Origin of the sequence: Pontibacter pamirensis, assembly GCF_010015475.1 — a bacterium.
Taxonomy (GTDB): Bacteria; Bacteroidota; Bacteroidia; order Cytophagales; family Hymenobacteraceae; genus Pontibacter; species Pontibacter pamirensis.
Window position 1 is genome coordinate 471251 of the sequence record NZ_SSNI01000001.1, and the last position, 19907, is coordinate 491157.

The following is a 19907-nucleotide window of genomic DNA, read 5'->3' on the forward strand; positions in this document are numbered from 1 at the left end:
ACAGTGAGCCTTGGCAGCCCTGTGATAGCAGGTGTGCTTAAGATGAGTTGCCAGCTGAAACTTTGATCATACATCACGCTTTAGATCAGATACAAGAACCCTTCAAAGCGATTACCACATCCGGCTAATACTATGATACTAAAACGCCATTTCCTGATACTGCTTGCCATAGTTACTGCTGTGCCTCTGGCTGCGCTTCGTTTTTCGTTTGATACACCTCCTGGTGCAGTTTTAGGCCGCCAGGCCGAAACAAGGGCTAAGCTAGCCGCTGAAATAGAGAACTCTATTAAAACAGAGCTGCTTAACAAGTGGTATCCGCAGGTAGTAGACAAGCAGCATGGGGGGTATACGAGCACCTACACCTACGATTGGAAGCCTACAGGGCCACAAGATAAGATGATCGTGTCGCAGGCTCGCCACATCTGGTCGAATGCAAAGGCAGCACAGCTTTACCCGGATGTGCCTCATTACTTAAACAGCGCGAAGCACGGGGTGGCCTTTTTGAGAGACAAGATGTGGGACAAAAAGAACGGTGGCTTTTACACTTTAGTTGACCAGCAGGGTAATGTAAAGGAGGAGACCAACAGTAGCGGACATGCCGTAGCGGCCAAGACTGCCTATGGAAATGCCTTTGCCATTTATGGACTTGCAGCCTACTACCAGGCCTCAGGCGACACAAGCGCTTTGAACCTGGCCAAGAAAACATTCCGTTGGCTGGAGGAGCACAGCCACGACCCCATACACAAAGGGTATTATCAGGCGCTTGAAAAAGACGGCAAGCCTCTGAAACGCACAAGCGACACACCCGCCGAGTCTACCATCGGCTATAAAGACCAGAACAGCTCTATTCACTTACTGGAAGCATTCTCGGAACTATATCAGGTGTGGCCTGACCCTCTGGTAAGGGAGCGCCTGGAGGAGATGCTGGTGCTGATACGCGATACCATTGTAACGGAAAAAGGTTACCTGACCCTGTACCTGACACCTGACTGGAAGCCGGTTTCCTTCAAGGATTATCCGGAAGAAGTGATCAGGAAGAATTACCACCTTGATGAAGTGTCTTTTGGGCATGACATAGAAACGGCTTACCTGATGCTGGAAGCCTCGCATGTGCTGGGCCTTGAGCATGACAGCAAGACTATGCAGATGGCAAAGAAGATGGCTGACCACACCATCAGAACCGGTTTCGATCAGTCCGTCGGCGGCTTTTATGACGGCGGGTACTACTTCAAGGGGAAGGATGATATCACCATCATAAGAGATACCAAGAACTGGTGGGCACAGGCAGAAGGATTGAACACGCTGTTGCTGATGGCGGACCACTTCCCGAATGATGAGCTGCGCTACTTTGATTTGTTTCAAAAGCAGTGGGACTACATCGACAAGTATATCATAGACCACGAGCACGGGGAGTGGTATCCGGGCGGTATAGACAAAGAGCCGAAGCAGAAAACTGCCCTTAAAGCTCAGATATGGAAAGCCTCTTACCACCAGTTCCGTGCGCTTGCAAACGTGGTGCAGTGCCTGAGGCCGGATGCCGCCGCTCCTTCTACACCAAAGAACCTGAAGGTAAGGCCTGTCAAAAACCAGTTGGTCTTGCAGTGGGATAAGTCTACCGACAATAGAAACATGCTAGGCTATAACCTCTACCTAGATGGAAAAAGAGTGGGCTTTACCCCGCTCACAAGCTTTTCGATGCCAGCCACCCCGGAGCTGAAAGGCAAGGAAATTACCATAAGGGCAGTGGACTTGCAGGGCAACAAATCTTCTTTCAGCAGCGCGCTTTCTATCTGAAGGTAGACGCTTGTAGTACTTTTTCGTCTCAGGGAGTTGCTCCCCAAGGATACTATGTCTTCTGTTATAATCTAACTGTTTATGAACCGGACGCTGAAATACCTTACTGTATGCCTGCTGATAATAGGAAGCTGTATATCATCGACAAAGGAAGCAACTGTAGATACGCAGGAACAGGATTGGCCAGCCTATGGTGGCAACACTGCTGGCAACCGTTACTCAACCTTAACTCAGATCAACAAAAGTAATGTCCAGCAACTGCAGGTGGCATGGACCTATGACACCGGAGAAAACAACAACCCGGAAGAAAGGGGCATCAACATTCAGTGCCAACCTATCATGGCCAACGGAATGGTATATGCTACCAGCCCAAGGTTAAGGCTTTTTGGGGTGAAGGCCACAACTGGTGAAGAGGTTTGGAGCTTTGACCCTTTCAAAGACAAAAGCGTACGGGTTCATCCAAACCGGGGAGTGCTGTACTGGGAAGATGGAGAAGACAAGCGTATCCTGTACACTGCCGGCCCTACACTTTTTGCCCTTCATGCCGGAACAGGGGAGGTGATCCCGACGTTCGGCGTCAATGGGGAGGTAGACTTGCACGAGGGGTTGGGAGATGTGGAAACACTTGGGCACGATGTAAAAGACCTGACAGTGGATGTGACCACACCAGGCGTGATCTACAAAGACCTTTTAATCATAGGCTCAAGGGTTTCTGAGTATGGTGATGCTGCCCCAGGGTATATCCGTGCCTTTAATGTGCGTACTGGTAAATTACAATGGGTGTTCCATACTATTCCGCAGCCTGGGGAGTACGGGTATGAAACCTGGCCTAAAGATGCCTACAAACGTGTGGGAGGAGCCAATGCCTGGGGTGGCCTGGTTGCTGACCTGGAGCGGGGCGTGGTGTACACCGGAACTGGTTCGGCTTCCTTTGATTTTTACGGCGGCAACCGGCACGGGGAAAACCTTTTTGCCAATTGCGTTTTAGCGCTAGACGCCGAAACAGGCAAGCGCCTGTGGCACTTCCAGACGCAGCACCACGATATCTGGGACCGTGATCTGCCATGCCCGCCCAACCTGGTAACCGTAACACACAATGGTAAAAAGATAGATGCCCTGGCGGCCGCTACCAAAGACGGCTTGTTGTTTGTGCTGAACCGTGGTACTGGGGAGCCTCTGTTCCCGGTGGAGGAAGTGCCAGTGACAAACGCAGGGGCCTTGCCCGGGGAGCAGCCCTGGCCAACGCAGCCAGTACCTACCAAGCCCGCGCCTTTCTCACGGCAGGAGTTTACCATATATGATCTGACGGATATATCGCCGGAGGCCCACGCCTTTGTTAAAGAGCAGTTCTTGGCGAGCCGGTACGGCAGCAAGTACTTGCCTCCCAACACACAGAGCACCTTTTACATTGGGATCGGGGGAGGTGCCGAATGGGGTGGCAATGCCGTGTCGCCGGACGGCATTCTGTACCAGAATGCTAACGAGACGCCCTATGATCTGAAGATGCTGCCCACCACACTGGCGGCAGACGGCAACAGTTCTCCTGGCAAAGCGCTTTTTACCACCACCTGCGCGCCCTGCCACGGCGTTGACAGGAAGGGGAGCCAGGCTTTCCCGGGCCTTGTTGACATCGAGAAGCGGCTTACAAGGGATCAGATCATGACAGTTGTGAAGACAGGCCGCGGCAGAATGCCTTCTTTTCAGCACATGCCTGCCAGTGACTGCGAAGCGGTCGTCAACTTCCTGCTGGCTTCTGAGGCTACGGCATCAACAGACTTCCATAGTGCAGCGCCTACAGCGGTTGCTGGCTCAGGTGAAGACTTCCCTTACAAGCCGCCCTATATAAACAACGGATATAAAAAGTTTCTTGATCCCAATGGTTATCCGGCCATAAAGCCACCTTGGGGTACACTTAACGCTATTGACCTTAACACAGGAGAGTATTTATGGCGGGTTCCGCTGGGCCAGTTTGAGGAACTGACGGCAAAAGGGATTCCCCCAACAGGTACTGAAAACTATGGAGGCCCTATCGTAACAGCCAGTGGTCTGATTTTTATCGCAGCCACCTACGACGAGAAAATCAGGGCTTTTGACAAAGACACAGGCAAAGTGGTGTGGGAGTACAAGCTTCCGGCAGGCGGCTTCGCGACACCCATTACGTACATGGCCGCAGGAAAGCAATACATTGTGATCGCCGCCGGAGGCAGCAGGTTTGGCCTGAAGCCAGGCGGATCATATGTTGCATTTGCCCTGCCATAGAATTACAGGGCCAGTACGATAGTTCAAGGAAGGAAAGTAAATTCAACAGGAGCAGGGGAACAGATAGAATATTCTCCTGCTCCTGTTGAATTTGTCATTTTAGGAGGAGTCAATTAATACTTTCTCAAAGTCAAAAAAAATTATCGATAGCGCAAGAGGTTCAAAGCAGCTTTGTATGAACACAAGCACATGCCTTTGGTGTATAAGATTTTTAACACGTTACTTCCTCCTATATGTTAGCTCAAGACACTCACCAAGTTCTTGTAGCTGGTGGCGATGCTTTCCATTGGGTTGCCAGGGGTTACGTCCTGCTCCACAAAATAGTACTTCATGCCTGCCAGTTCCGCTTTGTCAAAAATGCGCTTGAAATCGATAGAGCCGTTGCCAACCTCTGTAAAGAACCTCTTCTCAGTTCTGTCCATGTCTTTCACGTGCCACATCGGGAAGCGGCCAGGGTGCTTCTCAAACAAAGCCACCGGGTCGTTGCCTGACCTGGTGGCCCAATACAGATCCAGTTCCATCTCTACAAGGTCCTTGTCTGTTTGCTCTAGTAACAGGTCATAAGGCCGCTGCCCTTCCAGCGTCTCAAACTCGAAGTCGTGGTTGTGGTAAGCAAAGCCTAGTCCAGCTTTTTTGCAGGCCTCGCCGGTTTTGTTGAAAAGCTCGGCAGCACGCTTGTACTGGTCCAGCGTCTGGCGCTCACTCGGGAACAGGAAAGCGCAGGTAAGGTAGCTTTGGCCTGCCTCCGCCGACATGTCCACTAACTGTTGCATGCCGTTCGTCAGCGTCAGGAAATCAGGCGGGAGCGGGGCCTCTTGTGGTGACTGTGTACCCAGCAGTACGTGGTGGCTGCGCAGTTTCATACCCATACCTTCCACCATAGCGGCAAACTCTGCGGGCTTCATGCCATAGTAGTGGCCTTTCATACCTGCCGCTGATTCCAGGTCTTTGTAACCAACGGCTGCAATTTTCTGCAGTGTGCCCTGCAGGTCCTCTTGCAAATGGTCCCGGACAGTATACAACTGCAATCCGACAGACAAATCCTTGGGAGCGGTGTTTGCCCCACCTACTCCTTCGGCTGATGCCGTGGCGTCAGCCTGTGATGTGGTGCCATCGGCACAAGCCGGGAGCAATAAGCCGCCCAAAGCCAGGGCTCCGGCCGCTTTGAAAAATTTCCTTCTGTTTTGCATTCGATTATGTTCAGATATGTTCAATAGTAAGTGGTTTTTCTTTTTGGAGCTTGGGCGATGTTTCAGCCGCCATGCCACTTGTGAATGCCGTTGTTACTTTGCAACCGTAGCAATAACGCGCTGGTACCGGGTTAAACTAGGCGTTCCGGAGTCAGTAACTTCCAGAATGAGATGTATAGTCTGCCCATTTTTAGCGTTTTCAGGTACCGTGAAGGCTGCTTTCTTTTTATCAGCATTCTGGATGCTCACTTTTCCTTCGTAGGTATCTACCTCTTCGTACTGCCACCAGCGATAGCTGAGGGCATTGCCGTCTGGGTCGCTGGCTGTGCCGTTGAGGTTGACTTTTTGGCCAGGCTTCACCACAATGTCCTGCGGTTGGTTGAGCTTTACGACAGGAGGGTGGTTTGCTTCTTTATAGGACATCACGCACCAATCCGCGCGGGCGGCGAAATCGTTCTGCAGCACATCTATCCAGCGGGTCTGTGGAAAGGTGGTGTCGTTTTTCTTGGTGTAGGTATTGTAGTCGGTTACGTGCTTTCCATCTTCCCAGCGGTATGGGTTCTGGTCAGACTGCACCATACGCCCTCCCCAGCCACCATAAGAAGCATCCTCCATACTCCGCAGGCCAACATCGAGCAGGTAAAAGAAGGCTGGAGAGTCTCCTTCCGATATGAAATCATACTGGCCGCGGTCATACTTTTTAGCTTCTGCCATGCTGCCGTGCGTGTGTTCCGGGTCACCTGCAATCTGCTCCCCGTCGCCCCAGAGGTAGTATTCCTCCAGTAGCGGGCCGTGGTTAAATTTTATGTTTTCTGCAAACCATTTGCCGCTCAGGTAGGGCTGCAACTCTGCCGGTACCACCCTTGGCCAAAGGTATGCGAAGCTCCAGAACTGGTCAGAGTTGTACAGCACCTTTACCTCCGGCCAGTTAGGAGCCACATACTTCTGGTAGGTTGCATCCTGGTCTAGCACTGCATAAATAATAGCTTTGTCTGATACTTTCCTGTAAACAGCTTCCCACTGTGGGGTACCCTTGTACTCCGCTTCTATCGACTTCAGGGCACGGGCTACAGTGTTAGTGCCTCCCCAGATTTGCAGGTAAACCGGGCTTGCGTTATCGTCAAGAAGTATCGTTTTAATGAAATCAGACCCTTCCGTGTCTTTTTCCATCTCGCCCTCAAATTCAATGTTGCCAACTCTGACAAGGCTCTGAAGATAATCTGGCTCAGGATATCCGTTAGCGTGCTTTGTCAGGTTATCATATACTTTGGCATACTGGTTAATGTAGTGCTGCATCCAGGTGGTGCCGGGCCAGCGAAGGTCCTTCCGCTCTCCGTAGCGCTCCGCAGTGTTTGGCATCTCGGAGGTAAACAAGGTTCCTTTCCCGTCTCCGGCATAATGCCACTGCGAGCTGCTATACACCAGCCCCACAATGTCGAACTCGTTAGCGTACAGCAGGAGCCTGACAAAAGAATCCACATCATCTACTTCCCCATCAGTTGTGATGATAGTGCGGGGCTTGCCATTTGTTGACTGAGCCGTAGCTACAGACGTGGTACCGGTCAGCATAAGCAGCAGCACAAAAAGCATCAATCCTAACTTTTGCATATTCTATCCTTGTTTACAGCTCCTTCTAATAAACTAAAAAGCGGTGAGTTTCAAGCTAGTCATTTTACTCATACCTCAACCCAAATCCAAACTTATACAGCGGGTCTTTGGAGTCGTAGGGTAGGTCTTCTTTCTGGTTACGCACGGCCTCCATAGAGGATGGCAGCTCGAACGGCAGGTTTCCTTCGGGCTTCGCCTTTCCGAAAATAACATCCAGCACGGCAGCATCACTTGCACCGAAATCAGCAAACAGCCCTTTCGCGTATTGGCTGATTTCTGGTATCACAGCAGGGCGGTCAAGGTTGATGTCCACAATGGTGGGTACTGTTTTCAGCAGCTGCAGTATTTCTTCTTTTTCCTTGCCTTTAAAATCAAGGTCGCCGTGGTGAAAGCTTAGGGCAAAAGGGTTTTTTGTCTCTACCGGATACCAAGGGGTATTGAGTCGGATAATTGCCATGTCTGCTTCTTTCGGGTTTTCCACAACGGTGCCATACAGTGCGGCTACTTTCGGGTCTATATTTTTTACGTATAGTTTCAGGTTGCCCTGCTGGAGTGGCAGCACGTTGTTTTCGTTTTTCAACAGGGTCATGGCGCGGCGCTGCGAGGCTTCTCCGGCCGCTTTGAAGGCAGGGTTGCTTAATACCTTTACAGCATTCTCCACATCTACATAAGGATTGTCGAACAAGCCCAACTGGAACTTCTGGCGCAGCAGCCTTCTCACAGATTCATCGATGCGGGTCTCCGTTAGCTTGCCATCGTTTACCAGTTTCACCACCAGTTCCGGCACGCTTTCGCCTCCAAACTGGTCTACACCGGCATCTATGATTTTCTTTACCCTGTCTTCCTCACTCAGGTGTTCTACTCCCCAGGCGCGTGCCGGCCAAACGGCTACGCCCATGTTCACATCCGTAATCAGCCCCCAGTCGGTGCACACCACACCATCAAACTTATACTTGTTGCGCAGTAAACCCGTGATAATGGCTTTGTTGTAAGCAAACGCTACATTTTCCTCAGTCTGGTCCGTTGGCACACCGTAATAGGGCATAATGGCAGCCGTGTTGGCTTCGAACGCTGCCTCAAAAGGAATCAGGTGATAGTCAAAATTATTGCCTGGGTATACCTGTCCTTTCTGAAACTCGAAGTGCGGGTCAAGGCCTTCTTTCTGCGGGCCACCTCCGGTAAAGTGCTTGGTCATACAGGCGACGCTGTTGGGGCCTAAAGTTTCGCCCTGGAAACCCAGAATATAGGCTTTGGCCATGCGTGCTGTCAGCTGTGCATCTTCCCCAAAGGTGCCGCTGATGCGCGCCCAGCGCGGTTCTGTGGCCAAATCCACCTGCGGATGCAGGGCCTCCCGCAACCCGACAGCCACATACTCCTGGCGCGCAATATCGGCAAACTGCCTGGTGAGGGCCTCATCGCCGATGGCGGCCAGCCCGAGCGTTTCACACCATTGCGAGAAGCCAACCGCAGCCATCGAAAAGATGCTCTCGCTGAAGTGGTTGCGCGGGTCAGAGGCAATGGTAACCGGAATGCCAAGCCTTGTGTTTTCAGCAGCCTTTTGTATAGCATTATAACCTGTAGCCAGCGCCCTGGTTCCTGGCGCTTCCCAGAAGTTGAAGTGGTTCATCATTTTACTTGAAATTGATTCACCAGCAGTGGGCAGCCGGGCGGCCATACCCCTTGTTTCCGGCGTTTTCTCAATGGTGCCGTCTTCGTTGATGAAGGTGCCGTTAATGAACATCATACCGGCTTTCTCTTCCACCGTCATTTGTGCCAGCAGGTCGTTTACCCTGGCCTCCACTGGCTGAGAGCTGTCTTCATACACATCCATGCTGCCGTTCTTGTTCAGGTCGCGGTAATTGGCAATTGCTGTAGCAGGAGCACTGGTGCTTGTGCTTGTACTGTCTGTAGTTACCTGGCTGCTGTTGCAGGCCATACCAGCCAGCAGCAGGGCCAGCGGTAGCTTATTTATAAACTGGTTCGGAAATTTTCTTTTCATGAAGGAGCCGTATTCTGTGTCTTCTTGACACAATGTAATGATTTTTGATGGCTATTTTGTACTCACCCATGTTTTATTTGCTTAGAGTATGCTTAAATTTCGTTTTTTGCAAGCGAAAACTAACCAAAAAGGGTTCTGATGAAATGGTTTTAGAGCTTCATAGCAGCTCTCTGAAGCGAGAAAACGGTGAAGCCAGTTTACTTTTTTTGGCAGTTTGCAGCACAAAGGATAAGTTTTAAACACGCTCTTACTTAAATTCAAAAACAATCAAAAGTGGAAGAAGAAGTAGAAAATATACTGCAACACGGGGAAGAACTCTTTCATCCGGGCCTTTCTGTTGACTGTGTGATATTCGGGTTTCATGATAACCAGCTGAAGGTCTTGCTCCTTAAAATGAAGCATGCGGACAAGTGGGCGCTGCCGGGTGGCTTTGTGTATAAAGAAGAGGAGGTGGAGCATGCCGCTGTGCGGGTGCTGCAGTCGCGCACGGGTCTTGGTAACATCTTTCTCCGCCAGTTTCATACGTTTGGCAGTCCTTCGCGCTCCGACAGGCAACTGAATAAGGAACTATTGGTGTCATTAGGCCTGGAGGCACGCGAGAACCACTGGTTCCTGCAGCGCTTTATTACGGTCGGGTATTATGCGCTGGTTAATTTCTCAAGTGCCGTGCCCCGCCCTGATGTTACCTCCGAGGCCTGTGCCTGGTGGGACCTGCAGGACATGCCAACGCTTGTCATGGACCATGTCCACATTCTACAACAAGCGCTGGAGACACTGCGGAAACAACTCAACGACCAGCCTATCGGCTATAACCTGCTGCCTGAAAAGTTTACCATGCCGGAATTACAAAGGCTGTATGAGACTATTTTAGGCAGACAGCTGGACCGCCGTAATTTCCAGCGGAAAATGCTGGGCTATGGTATACTGGATAGGTTGGAGGAGCGCAAGCGTGGTGTGGCACATAAAGCTCCATACCTGTATTCTTTTGATAAGGAGAAATATGCGGCTGCGCTTCAGGATGGGTTACAGCAGGGCTGGTAGAAACCACTTTACTAACACGCAGCTCTTCCGACCCTGAGATGATCTTTTTTGAACTGACGGCACGGAAAAATGTTATAGCAGGACTTACAGCTTGGTAAGCAAAATATAAACCTGTATGAAAAAAGGAATATATATTATAGCGGGGGTTGTATTGGTGCTGCTGCTTATTTTTTTCATTGATAACCTGAACAGTAAGTCTGCTACCCGGGAAACAGCGCCGGCAGCAGAGGAAGCACCTTCAGCAACTACTGCAGCAGTTGTGCCAAACGATCTTCCTATGATGTCCCTCACCCGTTTAGATGGCTCCAGTTTAATGGCAAAGGACCTGGAAGGGAAAACTGTTCTGGTGCTGTTTCGGCCGGACTGTGACCACTGCCAGCGTGAAACCGTGCAGATACGGGAAAACTTAGAAGCTTTTGAGGATTACACCATATATTTTGTGTCTGACGCAGGCTTACCACAGCTAAGCCAGTTTGCCCGGGAGTATGACCTGGCAGATAAAAACAATATTTATTTTGCGCAGGCTTCTGTAAACGATATCATTCATACCTTAGGGCCAGTGGAGGCACCATCTGTATTTATTTACTCAGAGGAAGGTCGTTTAGTAGGTTCTTTTATTGGGGAAACTCCTATAGAGGAAATAATAAGCGCCCTTTAAAAGTAAAACAGCAGCCTGAAGGAACTTCTGGTTTCTTCAGGCTGCTGTCTGCTTGTCTATTCGTACAAGTCATTTAGGTTTGCCTTTGCGAGGTCAACAAACAATCCACTCATCTTATCGGTTACGGCTTCAAAGAATCGCTCTCCCTTTTCTTTAGTGGCTTTCTTTGGGTTGCCTACGCCCGTATCTTCTGTTACCTGCGACCATTTACGTTCCGCCCATGCCCAACCTTCTTTATAAGCCTTTATTTTAGGTTTCTTGTCAAGTCCCTCACCGGCTTCCTCCAGCGGCAGCACTAAGTCAGGGCGCAGGTGCAGTAGCAGGCTTGTTTCCATTTCATCAGCGTGGTCGCCGGGGTTTTCGAAGAACTCACTCTTATCCAGCGACTGAAACCAGTTGCAGCTTGAGATAAACATAGCAGGGTACTTCAGTCCCAACTCCCGGATCATCGTTCTGAAGTCGTTCCCACCATGGCTGTTCAGTACAAGTAGCTTATGAATTCCCTGCCTGTTCAGCACCTCGAGCACATCGTTCAGCACCGCTGCCTGCGTGCTGGGGCTCATGTTGATGTCCAGCAGGATATCTGTCTGCCCGGTATTCACCCCAAAAGGAATGGTGGGCAACACAATCACTTTTGCCCCGGCCTCCCATGCTTTGCGGGCTGCTTCGGCCGCAATGTTGTCTGCCTCAATGATATCAGTGCCATAAGGTAAATGGTAGTTGTGCGCTTCGGTTGCACCCCAGGGTAAAACAGCCACATCAAATTTCTGATTCTGTATGTCTTTCCAGTTTGTCTCTGCTAAAATGTATGGTCTCATAAGCGGGCTTTTAGGTTTTATTTTTATTTAGTAGTAGTGGCTCCTGGCTAGTGCTTTTGCTTGTAGTCCTGTATATACACTTTCATAAACATAAGTGTAGCATGCACAGCAGTCTCCACTAATTTAGAGACAAAAGCCCGGAAAGAGTAGCAGTAAAAGGGGAAACATGTTATATTGATTGAGAAATTATCTCACCATCACATAAAAGCAACATATGAGACTACTAATTCTTCTTTTATTCTTTTCAACTACTGCTTTTGCACAGGAGATTCCTGTGCGCTGGGATGAACTTACCGCCAGCGACTGGCCGAAGGCGCTGGAAAAATCGAACCGGACTTGTATTCTGCCTATCGGTATTCTGGAAAAGCACGGAATGCACGCTCCCCTTGGCTCTGACCTGATTCATGTCCGGGAATGGGCGGCGCGTGCTGCAAAGAACGAGTATGCCGTGGTGTTTCCTGATTACTTCTATGGGCAGGTGTACGAAGCACAGCAGCAGCCTGGAACATTTGCGCTGCCAAGCAGGGTAGTCTGGGACCTGTTGGATGCTACCGTGAAGGAAATTGCCAGAAACGGCTTTAATAAAATTGTGATAGTGAACGGGCATGGCGGAAATCCGCAATTGCTGCGCTACTTCGTGCAGTCGCAGCTGGAGAATCGCCGGGACTATGCCGTGTACTTTTTTGACCCGGTTCAGGAACCAGCCTTTGCAGAGAAGGTGAGGAAGATGCGTAAGTCCGACCCGGCCGGCGACCAGCATGGTGGCGAAAACGAAACATCCTCACTGCTGTACCTGCGCCCTGACCTTGTAAAGCAGGAGCGGGCCACACAGGAATCCGGTGAAAACCAGAAACGTTTGGCGTCACTTCCTAACCTCTATACCGGTATCTGGTGGTATGCCAGCTACCCGAACCATTATGCCGGTGAGGGAGAAAAAGCTTCAAAAGAGTTAGGTAAACTGCTAACCGAAAACAAAGTGGAGGCGCTAACGAAGGCACTGAAAGCGGTTAAATCAGACACAAAGACACTGGAACTGCAGAAGGAATACTTTGACAGAGTAGATAAAGTGGGCGTTTTGAAGTAAAAAGCGGCTCTTCTTCATAAATCAAGCTAACCACCTTCAGCCAACGTCATATTATCCTGAGAGCCTGGAGGGAAAGTGTAAAACAGTATCAGCTAAGTTAAACACATGAATAAACTTTTTACAGCCAGTACAGTTGCCGACAATGGGCTGCTAAAGGAGACAACCCGGCAGCGCTATCTCTCGCTTGATGTGCTGCGGGGTATGACCATTGCCCTGATGATAGTGGTGAATACCCCCGGAAGCTGGCAAACTATCTATGCGCCTTTCCGGCATGCCGCCTGGCATGGATTTACGGTGACAGACCTTGTTTTTCCTACTTTCCTGTTTGTGGTGGGTAATGCTATGAGCTTCAGTATGCGGAAGTTTGAAAAGCAGGAGGATAGCGTGTTCCTGAAAAAGGTTTTTAAACGAACAGCCCTGATTTTCCTGTTGGGCCTCCTGCTAAACACCTTTCCTTTTGTTACCCGCAATGCTGCCGGCGAACTAACGCTGATTGACTTCTCCAGCATCCGGATAATGGGAGTTTTGCAAAGAATTGCTCTTTGCTATGGTATAGCGGCGCTGGTGGTGCATTACTTTAAAGTAAAGGGAGCCATCATTTTCTCCGTCATCGCCTTGCTTTCTTATTGGGCTATTATGTATTTCTTCGGTAATCAGCCTGACCCTTACAGCCTGGAAGGTAATGCTGCCTTGAAGTTTGACAGGTTACTTTTACCTGCTGAAAACTTATACAAAGGCTTTGGGATACCTTTCGATCCAGAAGGATTGCTGAGTACTTTACCAGCCGTGGTGAACGTAATCGCAGGTTTCCTGGCAGGCTTATACATACAGCGGCAGGGCAATAATATGGGCACTGTATATAAGCTAGCTTTATCGGCAGCGGCCTTTATTGTGGTGGCGCTTGTCTGGGATATTTTCTTCCCTATCAACAAGCCTATCTGGACAAGCTCTTACGTAATATATACCGTTGGTCTGGACTTGCTCATTCTGTCTGTGCTCATGTTAGTGATTGAAGTGGCCAACTATAAGCGGTGGACCTACTTTTTTGAGGTGTTTGGCCGGAATCCGCTGTTTATTTACATCCTGTCTGGTGTGTTGATAAGACTCATGAGCCTTACCAGGATAGACGGCCAAAGCCTGAACGGCTGGATCTATAAAAATCTATACCTGACTTGGCTTTCTGATAACAATGCCTCGTTGCTGTTTGCTGTGTCTTATATGCTCCTGCTGTGGTGCATCGGGTATTGGATGGATAAGAAGAGGGTGTATGTTAAGGTGTAACTAGTTCGCCACAGCTTCAGGAACAGCAAGTTTGGCAAAGCAGGTGGCGTTATCAAACTTGCTGTTCCTGAAGTTCAATGCTTCCTACAGCATAAGGTACGGGTGATACAGCGTCTTACAATACTATTTATCTCTGAACAGGTAGTTAATGCCAAGACTCAAAGAGCCGTTTGTTACGGCATGGTTGGTGTACTTGGTTATTGAGTTCGGAGCTAAGTATAGGGCCGATATTTCATACTTTCTGTTCACGACTACTCCGGCTCTCAGGGTGTAGGTAGACCAGGAGGGAGACAGTTCCTGGTAGTCAGCTGTCTCATATAGTGTTTCAAAGTCAAGGGTTGGGTTTATGTATTTCCTGTGATAGACGTTTCCGGAGTAAGTGGAGTAGTTAAAGGCAAAGCCTGCGCCTACATAGAGCTTTAAATTATCTTTGTTATAAAAGTTGTAAACCAACTGGGGCATGAGAGAAGCTGTTCGCTGTTTCAGATCGTATGTCAGATCATAATAAGAACCGCCTCCAGACGTCTCATTTGTCTTCATATAATAGCTGCCCTGCGTTAATCCTGCCTCTAATCTGAATACAAGCTGTTGTACGTTCCTATTTAAGAAGGCATCAGCACCAAATGCTAATCGTGGCATGTAAGAGGCGGGGTTTTCTTCTGCATCAGTAAAAGGGTTCTTGCCTTCAACCTCCAAGGTTCCTCTACTGAGGGCGAGACCTGCAAATAGCCTAAAACCTATTCCTCCTTGGTTGTACATCTCACGCTCCTCGCCATTACGCCCATTTATCTTGCTTACTACCCGAAGCAGATCTTTCTCTTTATAGGCAGCAGCCTCTATTTCTCGCTGTAGTTTGTCGGTTAGTAAGCCATTGTGCCTTGCCGCATTCATCAGCTGGCCTACATAAGCATGCTGCGTTATAATTCTGGTGTTGTTCCTGGTATCATAGTATCTTCTGTAGAGCAGTTCCCTAGGTTTTTCTTCCCCCTTTTCTAGTAAGAAGAACCTTTCCTTAATGTCGTCTTTGTAGGAGTACAGAGACACTTTGGCTCCATCCTGGAGCCTTTTGAGGAAGATATAAGCTGTTGTGAATTTACTGTCCGGGACTCCACGCGACAGGTTGTCTATATCCACTCTGTCCATTGAGATGGGAATTTCAAAGCCCCTGTATATCTCCATGCCAGTTACTTCAAAATAGCTGGCGCTGGCGGCATTAAACTCCTGTGCTTTTCCACTGTCTTCAGAGGTCTTAAAGGAGACTGTTTTAGGGGTTATATCCCACTCTCTATAATCTATAAAACCTCGCAACGTATCTCCCTGTGTTGTGACTACCAAACCAGGTTTATAATTTGACTGGGCAACAGATAGTAAAGGCAGAAGGAAGAGAAAAAGCAATGTAAGAAAATGGGGTTTCATAGACTACAGAGAATGAGATAGAGCGATTTTTATATTAAGCCTTCAAGATATATAACTATAAGGATTTATAGAAATTTATTCTTGAACAATTGCTTCAATCCCTTCGCAGGGCTAATCTGTTACACTAATTTATACCTTGTAAGGAAGCGGGCGTCAAAAGACAGAAGGACAATGTTTGAGGGGAAAATATTAAACATATAGGCGCACATACTATGCACGGCTAGAAAAACTGTTACAAACAAAAATTTCTTCAGGCTTAACTTACTACTTATGTGCTAAACCTGCTCTACCAGTTCCAGGCGTTTTACAATGGTATCTTTTGCTAATATTGTTCCGGGCGACAACACTGCGTTTGCCCCGATTCTGCAGTTGTCACCCACTAAGGCGCCAAACTTCTTCACGTCCGTATCAATGATTTCCCCGTGTAGCATCACCCGGATTTGTTTGTCTTTCTTCTCATTGTAATGATTTGCGACAATGGAGCCAGCCTCAAAATTAACGTTGTTGCCGATGATGCTGTCTCCTATAAAATTGAAATGTGCCACAGCACTGTTCTGCATAATGATGCTGGTTTTCACCTCACAACTGGTGCCAACTGTGGCGCCTTCGCCCAGGTAAACACCGCCTCGCAAATAAGCGTTGGCACCAACAAAGCAGTTTTCTGAAATGATAACAGGTGCCTTCAGCACAACGCCCCTTTCTACAGTGGCTGTCTGGTGAATGGCTATACCATCTTTTACTGTATAGCTATCATTTACTTGAGCAATCATTTCATCTATGATGCCAGGTAGGCTTTGAGGTATGAGCCAGGGCAGAGTGTGCTTTTGCGCAGTAAAAAAGCTGGAGAAGCCTTCTATGTAGTTATCTATCATCAGACGCAGGGGCATCACTTGCCAGCCAGACTGGCTTTGTTTCAGAGCGATGATCTGCCCCGATGATGTCTTTGTAAAGTTCAGGCTTTCGCGCTTTCTTATAGCGGTGACCTCCGGCAAGCTCCAGTTTATCATCTGTCAGCGTGGCGACGACAATCTCGTTTTCAAAGCTCTTGATTTCTGTCAGCACTTCCCCGTAAGGGTCCAGGATGAGGGAATTGCCATTCTTTAGATGCTCTCCGTCATACCCGATTGGGTTGGAGAATACATAGTATACAGCGTTGTCGTAGGCCCTTGCCGGTAGCCATCGCATCAGCCAGCGAAGGCCTTTGGGACCGTCGAACTCCAGCCGCAGGGGCACCGGGTCTGTGTGCCTGGCCTGCCACAATTCATCTGCCACATAACCCCGCCCCGGCATGGAAGAAGGGGTACACATGGTAACGTGCGGCGCAAAAATGACTTCTGCTCCGAGTAGGGAGGTGGCTCTCACATTTTCCACTACATTGTTATCATAGCAGATCAGGATGCCGCACCTCCAGCCCTTTAGGTCAAACACCACATACTCAGATCCTGGCTCCAGATACTTGCTAATGAAGGGGTGAATCTTGCGGTACTTTGCTATCAGGCCATTCTTGTCTACGCACACATAGGTGTTGTAGAGCCTGTCGTCTTCCACCTCAAGCAGGCCTGCCAAAATAGGAATGTCGTACTTTTCCGATAGCTGGATAAGCTTGTGTACACTTTCCCCATCAGGTACTTCTTCGGCAAGGTCCAGCATCTCCTCCCGCGTCAGGTCTTTCTGAAAAGTATAGGCGGTAATACACATTTCGTGAAAGCTGATGACTTCGGCGCCACGGGCTTTTGCCCTGGCTGTTAGTTCTTCTATAACAGAAAGGTTGTAGGCTTTATCGCCGTCTTTAGGCTCGAACTGAGCAACTGCTACGTTAAGTGTTCTCATTTTATTTCTTCATACTGTGGTCTTGGTGCTTTCATGCTTTGGATCCCGTTGGCTTTTACCAAATCTGCATACGTAATAAGCTTAAACTTTTTATCTGCCAACTTTAAAAATTCAGGGGAGACAAGCATGTCTAACTCCGTTTGGCGGTGCTGACTGGCTCTTGGCTTGCCGTCGTTCGTGTTCATCAGGGTGCTGTTCATATCCACCAATACATCCATCTCTGGTGAACTCTGCGCCACATGCAACTCTACTACATTCAGGCTACCCGGCTTCAGAGTATTGGCGAAGTCCATAAACTCTTTGGCTTTGGTTTCTACGGTTACTGGCCACATGCTCTTGTACGTCTCGCCAAAGTAGTTGGAAATGCCCAGGTTATACTTCTTTGCCAGCCTCTCTGTGAGCGCGCGTAGTTCGGGAGTTGCCAGGGCCATACCCATGTGCGGGTCTACGTAGCTTATGTTTAACCCCGTGCCCAAAGCTCTTTCTATCTGTGCCGTCAGCTCTTTCTCTACATCTGCCAGTTTGTAATCACTCTTCAAAAAAGCTTCGATGGAGGGTAGAAAATATCCAAGGCTGTCCACAAGGCTAGGTACGGCAGTGCGTCCGGCTACCGGGCCCCAGCGGTAATTTTTCCATTCTGCATTCAGTGTCAGGTGTACCCCCACGGCTACCTGCGGGTGATCTTTCAGTATTTCTACAGCCTCCTGGTACCAGGGGCAGGCAAACATAACAGACGCGGAAAAAGGGACGCCTGTTTCAGCCAATTGCTTTACACCCATGTTCACCGCGTGATTCATGCCAATGTCGTCCACGCGCAATAACAAGGTAGGCGTTTGTGATTTTTGTGCCTGCACCAGTTGTAGCATACACAGGTTCAGTAGCAGGGCGAGTGTTATGATAGAATACAGCTTTTTCATGTGTCTTTGATTATGTGAAACGCCTATTGAAGTTTAGAGAGACATAAATTAATGGTTATACCCTGTGATATGGCTTATTGCCTGACCTAGATGGCAGTGTTTATACCCCTTATACTTCTTATGTCTTTTGCTAAGTTAGAGTTTTCCTGAATAAACCCTATATTGGAAAAGCTAAAATGAGTGAGGAATTACTATAATAGACTTCGCTTCTTTCTGTTTCGCGCAAGTATTGGGTAGAGGACCTCTAGAACAGCGGCTTCTCTTGTGTAAGCTATTCAGAAACAAAAATTCATTATTATATCATCATTTGGGAGAACCTTACGCTACCCAGCTCCGGGAAATTCTTCAGAGGCAGCTACATAAGCTAATAACAACAAGGACCATGACAACAGCCACCAAAAAGAAATCGCTTATCAGAACCGGGAACATCTGGCCTTTTATCCTCATCACAAGCCTTTTCTTTCTGTGGGGGCTGGCCAACAACATGACAGACACGCTGCTGGCAGCCTTTAAGCGCATCATGAGCATGTCTGATTTCCAGACCTCCTGGATACAGATGGCCTTCTACGGTGCTTATTTCTGCCTCGCCCTTCCGGCTGCTATCCTGATAAAGAAGTACACCTACAAAACGGGTATCCTTGTGGGCCTCGGCTTGTTCATCCTGGGCTCGCTGCTGTTTTACCCTGCCAGTATTACCATGGCTTACGGGCACTTCCTCATTGCCCTCTATGTATTGGCCGGGGGCTTGTCTATACTGGAAACTGCCGCCAATCCTTACATTGTGGCTATGGGGCCGGAGGAAACAGGCACCAGGCGCCTGAACCTGGCACAATCTTTCAACCCCATCGGCTCTATTATGGGGGTGCTGCTAAGTAAAATATTCATTCTTTCTGAGTTAAACCTTTCCAGTGCGGAAGAGCGGGCCACTATGGACCAGGAGCAGCTGAAGGCGATACAGTCTGAAGAGCTGACGGCTGTGATGGGGCCTTACGTCGGCGCCGCCTTATTCTTGGTGGTGGTCTGGCTCGCCGTTAAATTCACCAACATGCCCAAGGCCTCCGATGCAGGAGGGAAGCTCGACCTGCTTCCGACGTTCAGGAGGCTGGTGAAAACGCCGCATTATGTGTGGGCGGTGGTAGCGCAGTTCTTTTACGTAGGAGCGCAGATTGGCATTTGGTCTTATACTATCCGGTACGTGATGCAGGAAGTACAACTGAATGAAGACGGTGCCTCAAGTTACTATATGGCTGCCCTGATTTTGTTTATGGTCTCCCGCTTCATTTTCACGGCGCTGATGCGGTATGTGAGCCCGAGAATCCTGCTGTTGCTAAGCGCTGTTGCAGCGGCTGCCTGCACGCTTGTCGTTATTTACGGCAGCGGTTTCCTGGGTGTATATGCCCTGATTGCTATATCCGGTTTTATGTCGCTAATGTTTCCAACCATCTACGGCATGGGCATCAGGGGCTTAGGCGACGATACGAAAGTTGGAGGGTCAGGCTTGATTATGGCCATTTTGGGAGGGGCCGTTATCACCTCTGCGCAGGGGTATGTATCTGATGTGACACAGGATATCAGCCAGGCTTTTTACGTGCCTCTTGTTTGCTTTGCGGTGGTGGCCATTTATGCTGCTGTTTCAGGAAAGCTGGAGCGCAACAGCATCAACAAAGCTGGAGGTGAGGCGGAAGCATTGCCAAGCGATACGTTTCAGAAGGTAGGATAGGAAAAATGCTGTAGCTTAAGGAGGAACTATTTAATAACATACAGTTCCTTATGCTCTTGCTGTGTCTTTTGACCATAGCCGTCAGGCTAAGGAGTTGTGCAAAGCTATAAGTAGCTGTAGCTTTGCAGGATGGAGGTAAGTGTAGAAGGATTATTAGAAGGCAAGGAGGAGTTGCTCGAGCAGCTGCAGTCCTTTTTCAAGGAAGAGGAGCTGGAGAAGTTAGCCAGGGAGAGCAGGTTTGTTGAGCGGAGCACCTCGAGGTTGAGCGGTTGGATGTTTCTGCAGCTACATT

The 19907-nt window shown here is 49.0% G+C and carries 15 protein-coding genes; 7 read left to right on the forward strand and 8 right to left on the reverse strand.

Going from position 1 to position 19907, the window contains the following annotated elements:
• Window positions 1–132 precede the first annotated feature (132 nt).
• Both E1919_RS02755 and E1919_RS02760 read left to right on the forward strand, forming a co-directional pair.
• On the forward strand, window positions 133–1794 hold the full coding sequence (locus E1919_RS02755; protein WP_162051787.1) for an AGE family epimerase/isomerase: 1662 nt from the start codon (window positions 133–135) through the stop codon (window positions 1792–1794).
• 81 nt (window positions 1795–1875) lie between these two features.
• Complete coding sequence (locus E1919_RS02760; RefSeq protein ID WP_162051788.1) at window positions 1876–4053, forward strand: outer membrane protein assembly factor BamB family protein; 2178 nt, start codon at window positions 1876–1878, stop codon at window positions 4051–4053.
• Between the two features lie 236 nt (window positions 4054–4289).
• On the opposite strand, the gene E1919_RS02765 is transcribed toward E1919_RS02760, so the two are convergent.
• The 3 genes from E1919_RS02765 to E1919_RS02775 form a co-directional block, all read right to left on the reverse strand.
• The gene (locus E1919_RS02765) at window positions 4290–5243 is read right to left on the reverse strand and encodes a sugar phosphate isomerase/epimerase family protein (RefSeq protein WP_162051789.1); all 954 of its coding nucleotides are present in this window, start codon (window positions 5241–5243) and stop codon (window positions 4290–4292) included.
• A gap of 93 nt (window positions 5244–5336) precedes the next feature.
• A complete protein-coding gene (locus E1919_RS02770) occupies window positions 5337–6851 on the reverse strand; it encodes a DUF1593 domain-containing protein (protein ID WP_162051790.1) in 1515 nt (504 codons plus the stop codon).
• 64 nt (window positions 6852–6915) lie between these two features.
• Window positions 6916–8850 (reverse strand): glycoside hydrolase family 3 protein, encoded by a 1935-nt coding sequence (locus E1919_RS02775; protein WP_202915829.1) that lies wholly within the window; start codon window positions 8848–8850, stop codon window positions 6916–6918.
• 273 nt (window positions 8851–9123) lie between these two features.
• Here E1919_RS02775 and E1919_RS02780 point away from each other — a divergent pair, with 273 nt between their 5' ends.
• Window positions 9124–9891 carry an NUDIX hydrolase gene (locus tag E1919_RS02780; protein WP_162051791.1) on the forward strand — a complete coding sequence of 256 codons (768 nt, stop codon included), beginning with the start codon at window positions 9124–9126 and terminating at the stop codon, window positions 9889–9891.
• Window positions 9892–10006: 115 nt separating this feature from the next.
• Complete coding sequence (locus E1919_RS02785) at window positions 10007–10549, forward strand: TlpA family protein disulfide reductase (protein WP_162051792.1); 543 nt, start codon at window positions 10007–10009, stop codon at window positions 10547–10549.
• A 56-nt stretch (window positions 10550–10605) separates the two neighbouring features.
• Here the strand turns inward: E1919_RS02785 and E1919_RS02790 are convergent, their stop codons facing one another.
• Window positions 10606–11367 carry a creatininase family protein gene (locus tag E1919_RS02790; RefSeq protein ID WP_162051793.1) on the reverse strand — a complete coding sequence of 254 codons (762 nt, stop codon included), beginning with the start codon at window positions 11365–11367 and terminating at the stop codon, window positions 10606–10608.
• Window positions 11368–11581: 214 nt separating this feature from the next.
• Here E1919_RS02790 and E1919_RS02795 point away from each other — a divergent pair, with 214 nt between their 5' ends.
• On the forward strand, window positions 11582–12451 hold the full coding sequence (locus E1919_RS02795; protein ID WP_162051794.1) for a creatininase family protein: 870 nt from the start codon (window positions 11582–11584) through the stop codon (window positions 12449–12451).
• A 105-nt stretch (window positions 12452–12556) separates the two neighbouring features.
• Window positions 12557–13732 carry an acyltransferase family protein gene (locus E1919_RS02800; RefSeq protein ID WP_162051795.1) on the forward strand — a complete coding sequence of 392 codons (1176 nt, stop codon included), beginning with the start codon at window positions 12557–12559 and terminating at the stop codon, window positions 13730–13732.
• 123 nt (window positions 13733–13855) lie between these two features.
• Here E1919_RS02800 and E1919_RS02805 read toward each other — a convergent pair whose 3' ends face one another.
• From E1919_RS02805 to E1919_RS02820, 4 genes are all read right to left on the reverse strand, one after another.
• Window positions 13856–15067: an outer membrane protein gene (locus E1919_RS02805; protein ID WP_162051796.1), complete on the reverse strand. Its 1212-nt coding sequence runs from the start codon at window positions 15065–15067 to the stop codon at window positions 13856–13858.
• 356 nt (window positions 15068–15423) lie between these two features.
• Window positions 15424–16020, reverse strand: coding sequence for a DapH/DapD/GlmU-related protein (locus tag E1919_RS02810; RefSeq protein ID WP_237143962.1), 597 nt, complete (start codon window positions 16018–16020; stop codon window positions 15424–15426).
• Window positions 16010–16978 (reverse strand): nitrilase family protein, encoded by a 969-nt coding sequence (locus tag E1919_RS02815; protein ID WP_162051798.1) that lies wholly within the window; start codon window positions 16976–16978, stop codon window positions 16010–16012. Before E1919_RS02815 ends, E1919_RS02810 begins: the two co-directional genes overlap by 11 nt.
• Window positions 16975–17895, reverse strand: coding sequence for a ChbG/HpnK family deacetylase (locus E1919_RS02820; protein WP_202915830.1), 921 nt, complete (start codon window positions 17893–17895; stop codon window positions 16975–16977). Before E1919_RS02820 ends, E1919_RS02815 begins: the two co-directional genes overlap by 4 nt.
• A gap of 382 nt (window positions 17896–18277) precedes the next feature.
• Between E1919_RS02820 and fucP the strand changes: the two genes are divergently transcribed.
• Entirely contained in the window at window positions 18278–19615 is a 1338-nt protein-coding gene (fucP, locus tag E1919_RS02825; RefSeq protein WP_162051799.1) for an L-fucose:H+ symporter permease, read from the forward strand.
• Window positions 19616–19907 lie beyond the last annotated feature (292 nt).

Excerpts from the sequence above, each read along its gene's own strand:
- E1919_RS02755 (WP_162051787.1), top strand. The coding sequence starts at position 133 with ATGATACTAAAACGCCATTTCCTGATACTGCTTGCCATAGTTACTGCT.
- E1919_RS02760 (WP_162051788.1), top strand. The coding sequence starts at position 1,876 with ATGAACCGGACGCTGAAATACCTTACTGTATGCCTGCTGATAATAGGA.
- E1919_RS02765 (WP_162051789.1), bottom strand. The coding sequence starts at position 5,243 with ATGCAAAACAGAAGGAAATTTTTCAAAGCGGCCGGAGCCCTGGCTTTG.
- E1919_RS02770 (WP_162051790.1), bottom strand. The coding sequence starts at position 6,851 with ATGCAAAAGTTAGGATTGATGCTTTTTGTGCTGCTGCTTATGCTGACC.
- E1919_RS02775 (WP_202915829.1), bottom strand. The coding sequence starts at position 8,850 with ATGAAAAGAAAATTTCCGAACCAGTTTATAAATAAGCTACCGCTGGCC.
- E1919_RS02785 (WP_162051792.1), top strand. The coding sequence starts at position 10,007 with ATGAAAAAAGGAATATATATTATAGCGGGGGTTGTATTGGTGCTGCTG.
- E1919_RS02790 (WP_162051793.1), bottom strand. The coding sequence starts at position 11,367 with ATGAGACCATACATTTTAGCAGAGACAAACTGGAAAGACATACAGAAT.
- E1919_RS02795 (WP_162051794.1), top strand. The coding sequence starts at position 11,582 with ATGAGACTACTAATTCTTCTTTTATTCTTTTCAACTACTGCTTTTGCA.
- E1919_RS02800 (WP_162051795.1), top strand. The coding sequence starts at position 12,557 with ATGAATAAACTTTTTACAGCCAGTACAGTTGCCGACAATGGGCTGCTA.
- E1919_RS02810 (WP_237143962.1), bottom strand. The coding sequence starts at position 16,020 with ATGATAGATAACTACATAGAAGGCTTCTCCAGCTTTTTTACTGCGCAA.
- E1919_RS02815 (WP_162051798.1), bottom strand. The coding sequence starts at position 16,978 with ATGAGAACACTTAACGTAGCAGTTGCTCAGTTCGAGCCTAAAGACGGC.
- E1919_RS02820 (WP_202915830.1), bottom strand. The coding sequence starts at position 17,895 with ATGAAAAAGCTGTATTCTATCATAACACTCGCCCTGCTACTGAACCTG.
- fucP (WP_162051799.1), top strand. The coding sequence starts at position 18,278 with ATGACAACAGCCACCAAAAAGAAATCGCTTATCAGAACCGGGAACATC.